General features: G+C 40.4%; 13 protein-coding genes, 1 pseudogene and 1 riboswitch. Of the genes and pseudogenes, 6 read left to right on the top strand and 8 right to left on the bottom strand.

Going from position 1 to position 15,651, the window contains the following annotated elements; genetic code table 11:
• The first annotated feature begins 42 nt into the window (after positions 1-42).
• Entirely contained in the window at positions 43-813 is a 771-nt protein-coding gene (locus tag ABU914_RS00560) for a cyclase family protein (protein WP_379667799.1), read from the top strand.
• 53 nt (positions 814-866) lie between these two features.
• On the opposite strand, the gene gcvH is transcribed toward ABU914_RS00560, so the two are convergent.
• Together gcvH and ABU914_RS00550 are read right to left on the bottom strand one after the other, a co-directional pair.
• Entirely contained in the window at positions 867-1,253 is a 387-nt protein-coding gene (gene gcvH, locus ABU914_RS00555) for a glycine cleavage system protein GcvH (protein ID WP_379667798.1), read from the bottom strand.
• A 67-nt stretch (positions 1,254-1,320) separates the two neighbouring features.
• The gene (locus ABU914_RS00550; protein WP_379667797.1) at positions 1,321-1,680 is read right to left on the bottom strand and encodes an arsenate reductase family protein; all 360 of its coding nucleotides are present in this window, start codon (positions 1,678-1,680) and stop codon (positions 1,321-1,323) included.
• A 133-nt stretch (positions 1,681-1,813) separates the two neighbouring features.
• On the opposite strand from ABU914_RS00550, the gene ABU914_RS00545 reads away from it, so the two are divergent.
• Complete coding sequence (locus tag ABU914_RS00545; protein ID WP_379667796.1) at positions 1,814-2,377, top strand: PadR family transcriptional regulator; 564 nt, start codon at positions 1,814-1,816, stop codon at positions 2,375-2,377.
• A gap of 52 nt (positions 2,378-2,429) precedes the next feature.
• A complete protein-coding gene (gene fadH / locus ABU914_RS00540; protein WP_379667795.1) occupies positions 2,430-3,233 on the top strand; it encodes a 2,4-dienoyl-CoA reductase in 804 nt (267 codons plus the stop codon).
• Between the two features lie 45 nt (positions 3,234-3,278).
• Here fadH and ABU914_RS00535 read toward each other — a convergent pair whose 3' ends face one another.
• From ABU914_RS00535 to ABU914_RS00525, 3 genes are all read right to left on the bottom strand, one after another.
• Positions 3,279-5,060 (bottom strand): acyl-CoA dehydrogenase family protein, encoded by a 1,782-nt coding sequence (locus ABU914_RS00535; RefSeq protein ID WP_379667794.1) that lies wholly within the window; start codon positions 5,058-5,060, stop codon positions 3,279-3,281.
• An 89-nt stretch (positions 5,061-5,149) separates the two neighbouring features.
• On the bottom strand, positions 5,150-6,325 hold the full coding sequence (locus ABU914_RS00530) for an acetyl-CoA C-acetyltransferase (protein ID WP_379667793.1): 1,176 nt from the start codon (positions 6,323-6,325) through the stop codon (positions 5,150-5,152).
• Between the two features lie 31 nt (positions 6,326-6,356).
• Positions 6,357-8,738 carry a 3-hydroxyacyl-CoA dehydrogenase/enoyl-CoA hydratase family protein gene (locus ABU914_RS00525; protein ID WP_379667889.1) on the bottom strand — a complete coding sequence of 794 codons (2,382 nt, stop codon included), beginning with the start codon at positions 8,736-8,738 and terminating at the stop codon, positions 6,357-6,359.
• A gap of 313 nt (positions 8,739-9,051) precedes the next feature.
• On the opposite strand from ABU914_RS00525, the gene ABU914_RS00520 reads away from it, so the two are divergent.
• Positions 9,052-9,330: a hypothetical protein gene (locus tag ABU914_RS00520; RefSeq protein WP_379667792.1), complete on the top strand. Its 279-nt coding sequence runs from the start codon at positions 9,052-9,054 to the stop codon at positions 9,328-9,330.
• 21 nt (positions 9,331-9,351) lie between these two features.
• Positions 9,352-9,681, top strand: coding sequence for a spore coat protein (locus ABU914_RS00515; RefSeq protein ID WP_379667791.1), 330 nt, complete (start codon positions 9,352-9,354; stop codon positions 9,679-9,681).
• Between the two features lie 75 nt (positions 9,682-9,756).
• Here ABU914_RS00515 and tenA read toward each other — a convergent pair.
• Positions 9,757-10,430: pseudogene (tenA, locus tag ABU914_RS00510) on the bottom strand (thiaminase II).
• Between the two features lie 103 nt (positions 10,431-10,533).
• Positions 10,534-10,632, bottom strand: a riboswitch (TPP riboswitch).
• 121 nt (positions 10,633-10,753) lie between these two features.
• Between tenA and ABU914_RS00505 the strand changes: the two are divergent.
• Positions 10,754-11,911, top strand: a complete 1,158-nt coding sequence (locus tag ABU914_RS00505; RefSeq protein WP_379667790.1) for a lactate 2-monooxygenase — start codon at positions 10,754-10,756, stop codon at positions 11,909-11,911.
• A 263-nt stretch (positions 11,912-12,174) separates the two neighbouring features.
• Here the strand turns inward: ABU914_RS00505 and ABU914_RS00500 are convergent, their stop codons facing one another.
• Positions 12,175-13,491: an IS1380 family transposase gene (locus ABU914_RS00500; protein ID WP_379667789.1), complete on the bottom strand. Its 1,317-nt coding sequence runs from the start codon at positions 13,489-13,491 to the stop codon at positions 12,175-12,177.
• 415 nt (positions 13,492-13,906) lie between these two features.
• On the bottom strand, positions 13,907-15,595 hold the full coding sequence (locus tag ABU914_RS00495) for an AMP-binding protein (RefSeq protein WP_379667788.1): 1,689 nt from the start codon (positions 15,593-15,595) through the stop codon (positions 13,907-13,909).
• Positions 15,596-15,651: the final 56 nt, after the last annotated feature.

Genomic DNA, 15,651 nt, shown 5'->3' with positions numbered 1-15,651 from the left:
GTATACTAAGTATAACGAAAAATTCGAAAGGGAGTGAGAACGATGCAAAAGAAATTTATTGACCTAAGTGTCCCGATGGATTCAAAAGCAAAAGAATTTTCGCCGCCAAATATTACATATCAAAATCATGAACAGTCTGTCGGCCGGGCGGCTAAAGCTTTCGGAATTAACCCTTCCGATTGGCCTGAAGGAAAAGCGTGGGCTGTTGAACTTGTTACATTGACGACACATACTGGCACACACGTCGATGCTCCGTATCATTATTGGGATAAGACGGGTAACGCACGTGCAAAAACAATTGATGAACTACCCCTAGACTGGTTTTATGGGAACGGAGTTTTATTAAATTTTTCTTGGAAACGAGCAGGCGAAGAAATTACGAAAAAAGATATTGTCAAAGAATTAGAACGGATTAATTATACCCTTCAAGCAGGCGACATCGTGCTCATACGTACGGATGCAGACAAACACTTTTTCAAACACGGGTACACATCGATTCATCCTGGTATGAGCGCTGAAGCAACACGCTATTTAATCCACTGTGGTATTAAAGTGATGGGGACAGATGGCTACGGATGGGACGTTCCGTTTGAAATTCAAGGTAAAAAGTTTCGTGACACAAAGGACCCGACTGTACTTTGGGCCGCCCATTACGTCGGAAAAGAGTTAGAGTATTGCCAAATCGAGAAACTAGCAAACTTAAATCAGCTTCCAAAACCAATCGGTTTCACTGTCATCGCATTTCCAATTAAAATTGCAGGTGCAAGTGGCGGCTGGGTTCGCGCAGTGGCCTTGCTTAAAAGCGATGACTAGTAAGAAAACGAAAGATCCTGTAAAGTGCCATATTGTACAGGATCTTTTTTTGCTTATTCGTCTTCAGATACAATTTTTTTATACTCTTCAGCTGACATTAACTTCTCGACCTCAGACATTTCCGTTGGTTCCACGACAATTATCCACGCTTTATCGAAAGGTGATTCATTCACAAGTTCTGGGCGATCATCAAGTTCTTTGTTCACTTCGAGCACTTTTCCGCTTACTGGTGCGTATAGTTCAGAAACTGTCTTAACAGACTCGACACTTCCGAATGGTTCGTCTGCTTCGATAAAAGTTCCCTTTTCTGGCAACTCAATAAACACAATATCACCGAGTTCCGACTGCGCAAAATCTGTCACCCCAACACGGGCGTGATCGCCTTCAACCTTCACCCAAACGTGTTCATCTGTATAACGTAAATTGTTAGGTACACCCACGACAATCCCTCCAAACGAAAAATTATGTATTTGTAATTGCCATCATTATGAATGAACGACTACTTATTTACAACTTCCAAACTTCTTCAAACATTTTTTCTCTAAATCCAACCGTCACTTGTTTTCCGTCCGTAACGATCGGACGCTTAATGAGCATCCCATCCGACGCAAGCAGCTCAAGCATCTCATCTTCAGTCATATCTTTCAGCTTGTCTTTCAAACCGAGTTCACGGTACTTCTTCCCACTCGTATTAAAAAATTTTTTCAGTTCAAGCCCACTTTTTTCATAAAGCTCTTTAAGCTTTTGTTTGGACGGGGGATGTTCGACGATATGAATTTCAGTAAAATCGACGTTGTTTTCTTCTAACCACTTTTTCGCCTTTCGACATGTTCCACATTTCGGATACGCATAAAATGTTAAAGTCACTATGATCCTCCTATCATTCACGATTTTTATTATTATTCCAAAACTCATCTTACAAAGCCGAATTGACAATTTTTTCTTAACGTGAGAGATTATATGTAATTGATATATATGTATTATATATGGAGGTGTTGCATTGTCACGAAGAAACAAAAGTAAGTACGCCATATTAGGTATGTTAAGCTTAAAACCAATGGCAGGCTACGATATTAAAAAAAATATCGAGCAAGGTATCGGCAACTTTTGGAACGAAAGTTTCTCACAAATTTATCCTATTTTAAAACAACTCACCGCTGATGGTTTGGCGACCGTAACAGTAGAAAAGCAAGACGGAAAACCATATCGCAATGTTTACCACATTACAGAACAAGGCAAGAAACTGCTGATTGAATGGCTAGATGAACCGATTATCGGACATTATCCGATGAGAATTGAATTATTGTTAAAACTTTTTTTTGCCCACAATGTCGACCCTTGCATAATGATTGCCCATGTTGAAAGATTTCAATCAGAAATGAAAACAACGTTAGTTGAATATTATGAAGTGAACAAAAAGTTATTGGCAAAACAAAATTCTTACGACCAACCTTTAACGTATCGTTATATGACACTTCAATTTGGTATTCATTATTGTGAAGCGGTTTTAAAATGGTGTGAGGAAACAATTATTCACTTGAAAGAACTTCAAACAAACGTTTAATAAAATAGACCTGCGGTGAGATGTCAAACATAATATACGAGGAGGATTTACAATGGAAGGACAATGGTTAGAAGACAAAGTAGCTATTATTACAGGCGGTTCATCAGGAATGGGAAAAGATATCGCCATGACATTTGCACGTCACGGTGCGAGTGTTCTCATCTGCGGACGAAGTATGGAACGATTAGAACCAGTTGTTGATGAAATTAAACGTAATGGTGGAGTGGCCCAAGCCTTTGAATGTGATGTACGTGAACCTGAAAAAGTGAACAATATGGTGCAATATACGATTGAACAATTTGGAAACATCAATATTTTAGTGAACAATGCTGCTGGTAACTTCGTCGTTAAATCAGAAGATTTATCTGTTAACGGTTGGCGTGCTGTTGAAAATATCGTCCTGAATGGAACGTGGTACTGCTCACAAGCTGTCGGGAAACGTATGATTGAGTCTGGACACGGTGGAAGCATCCTTAATATGGTCGCTACATACGCATGGACGGGTAGTCCTGGTGTCGTTCATTCCGCTTCTGCAAAAGCAGGTGTTGTCGCCATGTCTAAAACTTTAGCTGCCGAATGGGGGCATCATGGCATTCGTGTCAATTGCATTGCACCTGGTCCAATTGGAGATACGGGTGGCGCCGACAAGCTTTGGCCTAACGAGCAAATCAAACAGCGAATTTTACGTGGCATCCCGTTAAGACGACTCGGAAAGAAAGAAGAAATTTCAAACCTTGCCCTCTTTCTTGTTTCTGATTATTCTAGTTACATTACAGGTGATGTGATTACAGCAGACGGTGGTGCTTCATTAAATAAAGGCTTCTTAGAACAATGGCAAGAAGTTGGAGATCTTTAAAAAAGTTGAACAATAAAAAGCTCCCGATTTGGGAGCTTTTTGCCATTAAAGAACATATCGCTCTGCTTCGATAATTGCATCAGCAATTTCACGTTTTTTCGCAATGACGTTTATTGGGTTATGACGAGTAAGTTTGCGAAGAACAGAGAGCATCATGCGCAAGTTGTCACCTTCTTCAACGTAAAGAAGTGATTCTTTCGCGTGTGCTTCAATTTTGTTAAATGCTTCTTGACAAAAGACTTCTGTTAGAAGAAGTTTTTGCTTCGCTTTCTCTAAACCGTCTTTATTGATCGCTTTTTCAGTACGGAGTACGGCAGATTCCATTGCATAAATTTCACTCACGATGTCAGCTGCATTCGCAAGAATCTCTTGCTCATGTTCGATTTTTTGGGCGAATTTTTGAAGTGCCATGCCTGCAACAGCAAGGAATACTTTTTTCGCCATTTTGATTAAATATTTTTCTTGTTCGAGTGGCTCTGTACCAACTTCTTCAGGCATCATCGACATAATTTCAGATTGTAGTTCTTGAGCTTTTTGAAGAAGTGGAAGTTCACCTTTCATTGCTTTCTTAATTAGTGTACCTGGAACGAGGAGACGGTTTACTTCGTTTGTTCCTTCGAAAATACGGTTAATTCTCGAGTCACGGTACATTCTTGAAACTTCGTACTCATCCATAAAGCCATATCCACCATGGATTTGAACAGCTTCATCTGCCACATAATCAAGGACCTCAGATGCGAAGAACTTGTTCAATGAACATTCAACTGCATATTCTGCAATTGCTTTGGCTACAGCTGTTCCATCTTCTAGCTCTTCTTCTGATAACGTTTGGAAACGTTGCTCAAACAATCCGACTGTACGATACGTTGAGCTTTCTGCAGCATATGTTTTTGTCGCCATGTTTGCAAGCTTTTCTTGGATCATGCCGAAGCTTGAAATTGGTGTGTTAAATTGTTTACGTTCGTTTGCATATTTGACTGCAAGCTCAATACCACGTTTCGCACCACCAACGTTACCGACAGCAAGCTTATAACGTCCAACATTCAAGATATTAAAGGCGATCACGTGCCCTTTTCCAGCTTCATAAAGCAAGTTTTCTTTCGGAACTTTAGCATCTTCTAAAATTAATGTACGTGTTGAAGAACTCTTAATTCCCATTTTTTGCTCTTCGACACCCGTTGACACACCTTCAAACTCACGTTCAACGATAAATGCACTGAACTTCTCGCCATCAATTTTTGCGTAAACGACAAAGACGTCTGCAAAACCTGCATTTGAAATCCATTGCTTTTCACCATTTAAAATGTAGTGTGTTCCTTCTTCATTTAAAACTGCTGTTGTTTTCGCACTGAGCGCGTCTGAACCAGAGGAGGGCTCGGTTAATGCATAAGCTGCAATCAATTCACCTGTAGCCAGTTTCGGAAGATATTTTTTCTTTTGCTCTTCATTACCGAAGTAGACGATTGGTAATGAACCGATTCCGACGTGAGCACCATGCGTAATTCCAAAACCGCCTGCTCCAGACATACTTTCAGTAATTAATGATGAACTAATTTTATCAAGACCTAAGCCATTGTATTTTTCAGGCACATCAGCACTTAATAGACCGAGTTCACCAGCTTTTTTCATTAACTCCACAGAATGTTCGAATTCATGATTTTCAAGCTTCTCATGAACGGGAAGTACTTCTTTTTCTAAAAAGTCTGATGCTGTTTTTGCAATCATTTTCTGTTCTTCAGTAAAATCTTCTGGTGTAATAATTTCCTCAGGCGTTGTTTCTTCAACTAAAAAGCTTCCGCCCTGTTTTAACATGTTCGTGTCTGCCATTTTGTAGTTTCCTCCCTTAAAATCCAATAAGGTTATTTTTATTTAAATAAGGGTGTGAGGACGGTCAAAAACCGCCTCTCCCTAAAAACCTACAGCATTTCAAAGACGCCAGCCGCACCCATTCCTCCACCGATACACATCGTTACAACACCGAACTGTTCATTACGGCGTTTTAATTCGTGAAGCAATGTAAGGGTTAATTTCGCTCCTGAACAACCGAGTGGGTGACCGAGAGCAATCGCGCCTCCATTTACATTTACTTTATCGTGGTCAAGTCCAAGTTCACGAATGATTTGTAGAGATTGTGAAGCGAACGCTTCATTTAATTCAAATAAATCAATATCCGCTAAGCTTAAGCCAGCAATTTCGAGTGCTCTAGGAATCGCTTTTACTGGACCAATCCCCATTACTTCTGGTGGGACACCTTCCACTGCAAAGGAACGGAACTTTGCAATTGGCTTAAACCCTTCAGCCTCAGCTTTTTCACGATCCATAATCAAAACGGTTGCCGCACCATCGCTCATTTGTGAAGCATTTCCAGCTGTCACTGTTCCATTCACAGAGAATGCTGGACGAAGCTTTGAAAGAACTTCCATATTTGTACCTTCTCTTACACCTTCATCCATACTAAACGTAAAATTCTTTTCAACGAGCTTGTTATTTTCATCAACGTAACGTTTCGTCACTTCAACCGGAACGATTTCGTCGTCAAACTTCCCGTTTTTAATGGCTGCAGCTGCTCGGCGATGGCTTTCGACGGCAAATGCGTCTTGATCTTCACGAGAAATGCCATACCGACGTGCTACTTCCTCTGCTGTATGACCCATCCCCATGTAGTATTCTGGTGCTGTTTCAACGAGTTTCGGATTGAGACGATACACATGTCCTCCCATCGGAAGCATACTCATTGACTCTACTCCACCAGCGATAATCGCCTGAGCGCTCCCAACCATTATCCGTTCTGCACCATAAGCAATTGTTTGAAGTCCTGAAGAACAGTAGCGGTTTACTGTCACTCCTGGTACAGTTTCCGGTAGACCAGCTAGAGCTCCAACATTTCTTGCAAGGTTCATTCCTTGTTCCGCTTCAGGTGTAGAATTCCCCATAATCAAATCATCTATGTGACCATCGTAGCCATCCGCACGACGTAGCGTTTCTTTCACTGCAACGGCTGCAAGATCATCAGGTCGAACTTGTGCAAGGCTTCCTCTTTTTGCTTTTCCAACTGGTGTTCTCGCACCTGCAACTATGACTGCTTCTCTCACGCTTTTTCCTCCCTCTCAATGCTTTTTGTAATTAATTACGTAGCGGTTTTCCTTTTACGAGCATATGTTGCATACGTTCTTGTGTTTTTCGTTCACCGAGTAAGCTCAAAAATGCTTCTCTTTCAAGGTCAAGCAAATACTGTTCATCGACTTCGGTACCGAACGGCAATCTTCCACCTGCGATGACGTAAGCAAGCTTGCTTGCAATGAGTACATCGTGATCACTGACATAGCCGGAATATTGCATTGTTTTCGCCGCCATAAGCAACGTTCCATAACCTGTTTCACCAACAACTGGAAGCTTTTTACGTTGCGGTGCGCGGTATCCTTGCTCAGATAACGCAATTACCTGTTGCTTCGCATCATATAACAAATGATCGCCGTTGAAGCTAATCCCATCGTCAGAGCTTAAGAAGCCATTTTGTTGTGCTTCATGCGCTGAAGTTGAAACAGTCGCCATTGAAATGAGTTCGAACGTTTTGTTTGCGACTTGTTGCAGGTCAAAGTTAACCCCTTTCGGCATACGCTCGAGCAGACGACGATAAAGCTCCTTATTTCCGCCACCTCCTGGGATAAGACCGACACCCACTTCAACAAGACCCATGTACGTTTCTGATGATGCTTGAATACGAGCAGCTGGCATCGCAACTTCAGCACCACCACCGAGTGACATTTGGAATGGTGCAGCGACAACCGGTTTTTTCGCGTAACGAATTCTCATCATCGCATCTTGGAATTGACGAATCGTCAACTCTAATTCAAAAAAGTTGTCGTCTTGTGCTTCCATTAGCATAAGTGCTAAATTTGCACCGACACAGAAGTTCTTCCCTTGGTTTCCGATCACGAGTCCTCTGTAATCGCCTTGCTCGATTTCATCGACTGCATTGTTAATCATTTGGATTGTATCAAGTCCAAGCGCGTTGTTTTGTGAGTGGAACTCAAGATTTAGCACCCCGTCGCCGAGGTCGATAAGACTTGCTCCACTATTTTTCTTTATAACTTCTTTTTCTTGCTTGACTGTCGCAAGATGAATCACTTTCGGGTTATCTGCTACTTGTACGTAAGTTCCGTTATCGTAATAATGGAGCTTGCCGTTTTCTTTTTTATAGAACGACGTATGACCTGCTGCGAGCATGTCCTTCACCCATTGAGGAACGGTTTTTCCTTCCTCTTCCATTTTCGCAACGGATTTTTCAAGGCCAATGGAATCCCATGATTCAAATGGACCTTGCTCCCAGCCGAATCCCCATTTCATCGCCTGGTCAATCGCATAGATATTATCGGCAATTTCTCCGACTTTTTCAGCGGAGTAAATAAATGACGGCGCCATCGTATTCCATAGCAATTGACCTGCACGGTCATCAGCGTAAACGAGTGTTTTTAAACGTTCGGAACGCTTCGCTTGCTTCGCCATTTCAATCGAAGGTGCTTGTAATTTTTGACGTGGCTCATATTCCAGCGTTTCCGGATTCAGTTGCAAAATCTCTTTACCTTCTTTTTTGAAGAAGCCCTGTTTCGTCTTACTTCCAAGCAAGCCTTTTTCAACCATTTTCTTCATAAAATCAGGGAAAGAAAACTTTTCTTTTTCTTCGCCTTCAACATTATTGTAAACGTTATTTGCCACGTGGTAGAACGTATCAAGTCCGACTACATCTAGTGTACGGAATGTTGCACTCTTTGCCCGACCAATTAATGTTCCTGTTACGGAATCAACTTCACTGATCGAATAACCGTCTTTTAGCATCACTTGTACGGTTTGAAGAAGTCCGAATGTCCCGATACGGTTTCCGATGAAATTCGGCGTATCTTTCGCTTCAACGACACCTTTTCCAAGTACGTCTTCGCCGAACGTTTTCATATAGTCGACAACTTCTGGGAGCGTATCTTTCGTCGGAATAATTTCAAGCAATTTTAAATAACGTGGAGGATTAAAAAAGTGTGTGCCTAAGAAATATTTTCTAAAATCATCTGAACGGCCTTCTGCCATCGCTTCAACTGAAATCCCTGAAGTATTTGAACTTACAATCGTTCCAGCTTTGCGATGAGCATCAACTTTTTCAAACACTTGTTTTTTAACGTCAAGATTTTCTACAACTACTTCAATAATCCAATCGACTTGGGACAGCTTCTCAAGGTCGTCCTCTAAGTTCCCAGCGGTAATTAAACCCGCATTTTCTTTTTTCGTAAGCGGAGCAGGCTTTTGTTTAAAAAGCTTTTTAATCGCCTCATCAGCAAGGCGGTTACGAACCGCCCTATTTGAAAGGGAAAGTCCTTTCTCTTTCTCTGCTTTCGTAAGCTCATTTGGCACGATGTCCAATAGTAGCGTCGGAATTCCGATATTCGCTAAATGAGCTGCGATTCCTGATCCCATTATTCCTGAACCGATGACTGCAGCACTTTGTATATCACGGATCATGAAACAACCTCCTAGTCTTGAATGAATGCTCATTCATTTTTTTCACTAAAAAAAACTGCTACAGATTACATGTTTAATATTAACGGAAATTCTTCGTTTTATCAATAAAAAAATACATTTTTTACGTTCGATTGTCGAAAAGCGTCTTATTTAGACAAGGGCATTGAATAGCATCGTTTCGTATAACTGTTTAAGATATTTATTCATTTTTTATAAGCATAGAATCGGCAAACAAAGTAAAGAATAGTTCAAAGAAAGGCTTGTTAATATCTCGATTAAGACTAACCCATTTTTTAGAGGAGGGAAATTAATGAATACGAATCAAATGCAATCTTCACAAGCAGGACAAAATATTATGCCACAACCGCCAAACGTTATGTCAACAAAAGATCATCTTTATGTCACTGACATGTTGTCTTGGAATTTGCTCGCGATGAAAAAAGCGTATCATTTTGCTAATGAATGTGCGGACCAAGAGATCAAACTTGCGATTGAAAAAGCTGGCCAAATGCATCAACGCCATTATGAAAAACTGCTAACACATTTGAACGCGCAGTCAATGCCAACAATACAATCACAGCAAAACTAATATAAGAGAGGTAGGTTTACGATGCAATCGAACAATAGCAATAAAATTCAAAATCCGAATACACAAGTACCGAAAACTCCTGAGATGAACGACCGGGATCGGATTAATGACATGCTAGCAACGGAAAAATATATGACGGATGGGTATGATACGGCATTAAATGAAGCGAGTCATGCTGCATTATACGAAGACATCCTCTCCATTTACACAGAAACACAAAACTGCCAGCGTGAGATTTTTAACATTATGTTTCAAAAAGGATGGTACAAAATGGACGCTGCGACGGGTCAGCAGTTGCAACAGTCTCATCAACAATTCTCAAACTATATGACAACGCAGTTTCCGCATTGATCTAAAAAAGGCGTTCACAAGCCAAATAAGCGGCTACGTGCAAACGCCTCTTCTTCACTTTTTATTTAAAGACTTTCAAGGAGTCGGACACATCGATACATTTTCAGCCATATCCCAAAACATATACTCAAAACAACTTGTATTAACGAAAATCTCTTCTAATCGTTTGAATTCAGATTCTGACTTACCTTTTAAGATGCCATTGATTAATTCGATACAATCGTTCGCAATTTTTGTAAACCCATCAGAAGAATACATTTTCACCCAATTACCGTACAATTCATGTTCTAATACACCAGGCCATGTCGCTAGTTCTTTCCCAATCCAATTATAGCTCCAAGCGCAAACAAGCACGGCTGCAACAGCATTTTCAACCCCGCCTAACTGTGCTTAAGAAAGCATATAACTCGTGTATGCCGTCATCGTTGCCGATGGTTTAGTCGCTTCCAACTCTTCATTTGAAATCCCAAATTTCCGCGCATACTCACAATGCAAATCCATTTCGTAATTCATCGTCCCGTGAAGTAAATTCGCAAACATTGCCATCGTTTTCAAATCATTTGCTTTTGCACTTCCAATGGCAAATACTCGCGAGTACTCGATTAAGTATACATAATCTTGCTTCATATATAGTAAATGAACTTTTCCTTCTCAAGAGTCCCCTTACCAATACCTTTTACAAAAGGGTGTTTCAAATAACTGTTCCAAATCGGTTCAACGGTTTTAAAAAGCCTATCACTAAATTGCATCATAATCACTTCTCCTTTATATGTTTTGAATACTCGAAACGAGGAAGAAGCACAAAATAAAAAATCATTCCACAAGAAAAGGGAATGGCAAAAAATTTGCTCAATAAAAGCTTTACCACTTCCCTACGCTAGTATGACCTAGATCAGGTTCAAAGGGACAAGATTCCTCTCTCTCAGCAAAAATGCTCCCCTAGTGATTCAAGTATTCAATTAGTATAACCAAACCAAATACATACGAGATTCTCAAAATAAAAGAGGATTTTTATTCATCCAATCGAATGCAAAACATATACCACTTCTACACAAACTGGAGGTTATAACATATGCCAGGATTTGGAAACGTTGTACAAGCGCAACATTATCAGCGAATGAAAAATGAAAAGAAATTACCAGTCTCCGTTGAAAGATGGGAACAACAAGCACGTTTAAAGTTAGAAGACGGTCCGTTTTGGTATGTCGCAGGTGGAGCGGGCGCAGGCGATACGATGAAAGCCAATCTTGAATCTTTTCAACGTTGGTCGATTACACCACGAATGTTTAACGATGTCGATACACGCGATATGTCCGTAACCATTTTAGGACAAACATTCCCCTATCCTTTGTTGCTTGCACCGATTGGGGTGCAATCGATCGTCCATGACGATGCTGAAATTGCATCAGCCAAAGCAGCAGCAGAGATGAATGTCCCGTTTATTACAAGTTCAGCCTCTTCGCGTTCTATGGAAGACATTGCTAAAGCGATAGGTGATAAGCCAAAATGGTTTCAACTGTATTGGGGAAAAGACGAAGATGTCACAGCAAGCATGTTAAAACGAGCAGAACAAGCAGGCTATTCGGCCATTGTCATCACACTTGATACACAAATGCTGAGTTGGAGAGAAGAAGATTTAGAAAATGCATACTTGCCTTTCTTGCAAGCAGAAGGAATTGCAAACTATTTATCAGACCCTGCATTTCGTTCAAAACTTAAGAAAAGTCCGGAAGAAGATGTAATGGGAGCCGTTCAATATTTTTTACGAATTTTTTCGAATGCGAGCTTAACGTGGAAAGATTTAGCTTTTATTCGTGAACATACGCAATTGCCAATCGTCTTGAAAGGAATTTTACATCCTGGTGATGCTGAACTTGCAATGTACCATGGTGCCAATGGTATCATCGTTTCAAACCACGGCGGAAGGCAAGTAAGTGGAGCCATTTCAGCACTTGATGCGCTTACTGAAGTTTCTCAAGTCACACAAGGTCGAATCCCGCTTCTTATGGATAGTGGAATACGACGAGGTTCGGATATTTTGAAAGCGTTAGCACTCGGTGCTTCGGCTGTTTTAATTGGACGTCCATATATTTACGGGCTCGCCGTTTCCGGACAAAAAGGCGTGGAAGAAGTGATACGTAATTTGCTCGCTGACTTTGATTTAACGATGGCGCTATCAGGCAAAAAATCTGTTTCTGAAATCGACCGTTCATTGCTAACGTACCGATAAAATATGTCTCCATATACGTTTTTATCGCTTGTGTTATGCATGGCTATATTGAGCTAAGGTGATATATACCTGATTTATTCACACCTTGCTCATGGAGGCATTAATTGAGGTAAAGATATCATTTTTTTGTTCCGTTGGCACTAACTAAGAGAGTTTTTCAAATTTTGGTAAAGATTTATCTGATAGCCCGAAAAATTCCTGTTTTTGGGTATACTACTCCCTTGGTCTAACATTAGATTTTTTAAAAAGAGGTTTAGAATGGTTTATTCTAGCTTTAGTTGTTGAATTCGCCGAAGTATTTTCCAAAAGAATTCTTGGTACACAAAACTAGAGGACCATTTAAAGTAAAGGGATCGTCCTGACTTCACTAACTTACTAGCCACTTTGATGATTCTTGTACGTATCGTTTCAATCTGCACTCTTTTTTGCCCTTCTGGGAAACACAGCGTGCGTAGCCAATTCGTTAGGTTATACGCTAACAGACTCAACATCATCTTTGCTTCGTTTACCTGGAAAGAGTGACTGTTCATTTTGTCGAAACCAAATCCATGCTTGGCTTCCTTGATATAGTTTTCCATCGTGCCCCTTTTCTGGTACGACCTAACGATATCTTTTGGAGAAAATGCGTCGATCAAGTTCGTTACAAAGAATGAATGTGTGAAAAACAATTCGCCAGCAGGACGAACGGATTGGATGATTACTTTTCTTGGCTTAGACCATGATTTTGCTTGATATTCGGTTTCCTCATAATAACACTCTGTTTTTGTTGTATCAGATGGTGCGGTCGCAGGGTGTAGTTCATCGGCGAGACGTTGCAAAATCGCATTAGATTTCAAACGAATCACGTAATAGACCGACTCACCTTCACATAAATCATATAGAGCAGGAACAGCAAAACCACTATCTCCGCGCAAGAATGGGATCGTCTCTGGAAATTTCTCGTTATAATGTTCGATAAGGGGTCTTACAAAGTCCACAACGCCATTTGAAGTATAAACATTTCCCGGTCGCAGTTGGGCTTTTAGAAAATCACCTGTTATACCATCGAAAGCAACCATTGGATGGAAACCGACTGTGCCGTAATGGGAATTGTACGCTGAAGACTCTTGTTCTCCATACGTGTCAGCATGTGTTGAGTCCAAATCGATGATGAGTGCCTTTGATTTTCTGAATTGATGTACTTTGTCTAGCTGTTCTTGATTGGCTTGATTTAATTGCACAATGGATTCGGGATCAAATCGAGCGAAAAAACGAGACAAACTAGGTTGGGAGGCTAATGCTTCTGTTCCAATGATTTGTGTAAAAACGGGATCATTCGTCAATTGATCAGCAGCATCGTCTTCGGAATATCCGGCAATGATTTGATAAATCTTTTGACGAAGTAAATTTTCATTCGAATGGAAATGGTACAGCCTTTCATCTTTTAGATCTAGACGTTGAGTTAATGTCTTTGAAAACCCTATTGTTTCATCGAATTCCCTAAAGAGGAATTCGCCCGTATCTGAGGAAAGGGAACCTCCATTATTTGACAATTTAATTTGACGATTGAAATTGAGAGTTAAATCCGATAAAGTAGCCATTATAAGAATCCTTTCTGTGGTTATTTTGTGGTGATTTAACTTTAACAGAAACGGATTCTTTTTTCATTTATTTGGTGCATAGCCAATTTATCCAGACCACTTGATAAATAAGCATTACTAGAACGCCGATTAATTTCTATGAATAGTTCAGGATATATATATAGCTTGCTACCTTTTTTTAAGAAAAGGGGATGACGACTTTTGGGTTCATCAATCGGAAATTAGAACTTCACCCCCTTGAACTTGTTTGAGCAGACCTGGGAAAGCGACAATACAACCAATTCCAAATTTTATTGATCATCTAAGAAAAAGACTCGAAATGGAACGTGCTCTGCCATTTCGAGTTTTTATATTAAAGACTGAATGAATAATCACTCATTATTGCTTAAAAATAATTAATAAATTCAAAATCCAACTATTTGTTCGCTTTTTGTTTTTCTTCTTCTAGCAATGCGCGACGCAATACTTTTCCGACCATCGTTTTCGGAAGCTCATCACGGAATTCATAAAGTCTTGGAACTTTGTAGGCCGCTAAATGTTTCCGGCAATATTCATCCAATTCTTTTTCTGTGACTTGCTTGCCTTCTTTTAATACGATAAATGCTTTCACCGTTTCTCCACGGTACTCATCAGGCACTCCGACAGCGACCGCTTCTTGTATCGCTTCGTGTTCGTATAGTACTTCCTCAATTTCACGAGGGTAAATGTTAAATCCACCAGCGATAATCATATCTTTTTTACGATCAACGATATAAAAATAGCCTTTTTCATCCATGTACGCCATATCACCTGTATACAGCCAACCGTCTTTCAATGTTTCAGCCGTTTCTTCAGGGCGGTTCCAATATCCTTGCATCACTTGTGGACCTTTGATAACGAGTTCCCCAATTTCACCGACTTCAGCTTCTTTGCCGTCTTCTTTCATCACTTTAGCATCCGTGTCTGGCCAAGGTACGCCGATACTTCCAGATACTCTATTTCCCCAAATGAAATTCGCATGTGTGACTGGTGACGCTTCCGTTAATCCATACCCTTCAACAAGCTTCCCTTTCGTGATTTCCTCAAATTTCTGTTGCACTTCGACAGGTAAAGCAGCAGAACCACTAATACACGCATCGATTGAAGATAAATCATAATTATTAATTTCAGGGTGGTTTACTAGTCCGATATACATCGTCGGTGCTCCAGGGAATAATGTTGGTCTTTGTTTTTGAATTGTTTTTAACGTATCAAGCGGATCAAATTTCGGCATAATAATCATTTTTGATCTACTCATAATCGACAAGTTCATAGCAACTGTCATCCCATATACGTGGAAAAAAGGCAGTATTGCGAGTACTCGTTCTTTCCCATCTTCCATCTTATATACCCAAGCACGACATTGTTGAGTATTTGCCGTCAAATTAAAGTGAGTTAAAACTACCCCTTTAGCAAGCCCCGTCGTTCCTCCCGTATATTGCAAAAGAGCAACGTCTTTTTTCGGCTCGATGTCGAGCGAGATTTCATTTGTTGCTCCTCTTTTTATGAGGTCAGTAAATCGATGCATCGTCTCATTGTACTGAATGTCTAATTTCAAATCAGGATAATCTCTTTTCTGAACGAGCGGATACAATAAATTTTTTGGAAACGGCAAGTAATCTTTTATACTTGTGACAATAATGTGTTCCAAAGACGTATTCGCTTTTACTTTCATGACTCGCGGATGCACGAGATTCACGCAAATAAGGATTTTTACACCAGCATCTTTCAATTGATGCTCAAGCTCACGTTCCGTATACAACGGATTCGTTTGTACAACCGTTCCACCGGCGAGCAAAACCCCGTAGTAACTGATAACTGACTGAGGTGTATTCGGCAACATGATCGCTACACGATCCCCTTTTTGCAAGCCGAGATTGCGTAGTTCATTTGCAAGTTTCAAAGCGCTTTCATAAACTTCTCGGTAACTCAGCTCCTTCCCCATAAAGTGAAGTGCAATTTTGTCTGGCTGTTCCTTCGCCGCTTCTTGCAAATAGGCATATAGCGGTCTCTCATCATAGTCAATGTGATGAGGGATTTCATCGGGATAAAGATCTAGCCATTGCTTTTGTACTGCTTCTGTCATCTCAATTCCTCCTCTACATTTTTATATCCCTTTGTACTAGTATATATGAAAAGGAT

This window comes from Pueribacillus sp. YX66 (genome assembly GCF_041725775.1).
Taxonomy (GTDB): domain Bacteria; phylum Bacillota; class Bacilli; order Bacillales; family UBA6769; genus Pueribacillus.
Note: the sequence above shows the minus strand (reverse complement) of the source record. Positions and strands in the feature narration are given on the sequence as shown.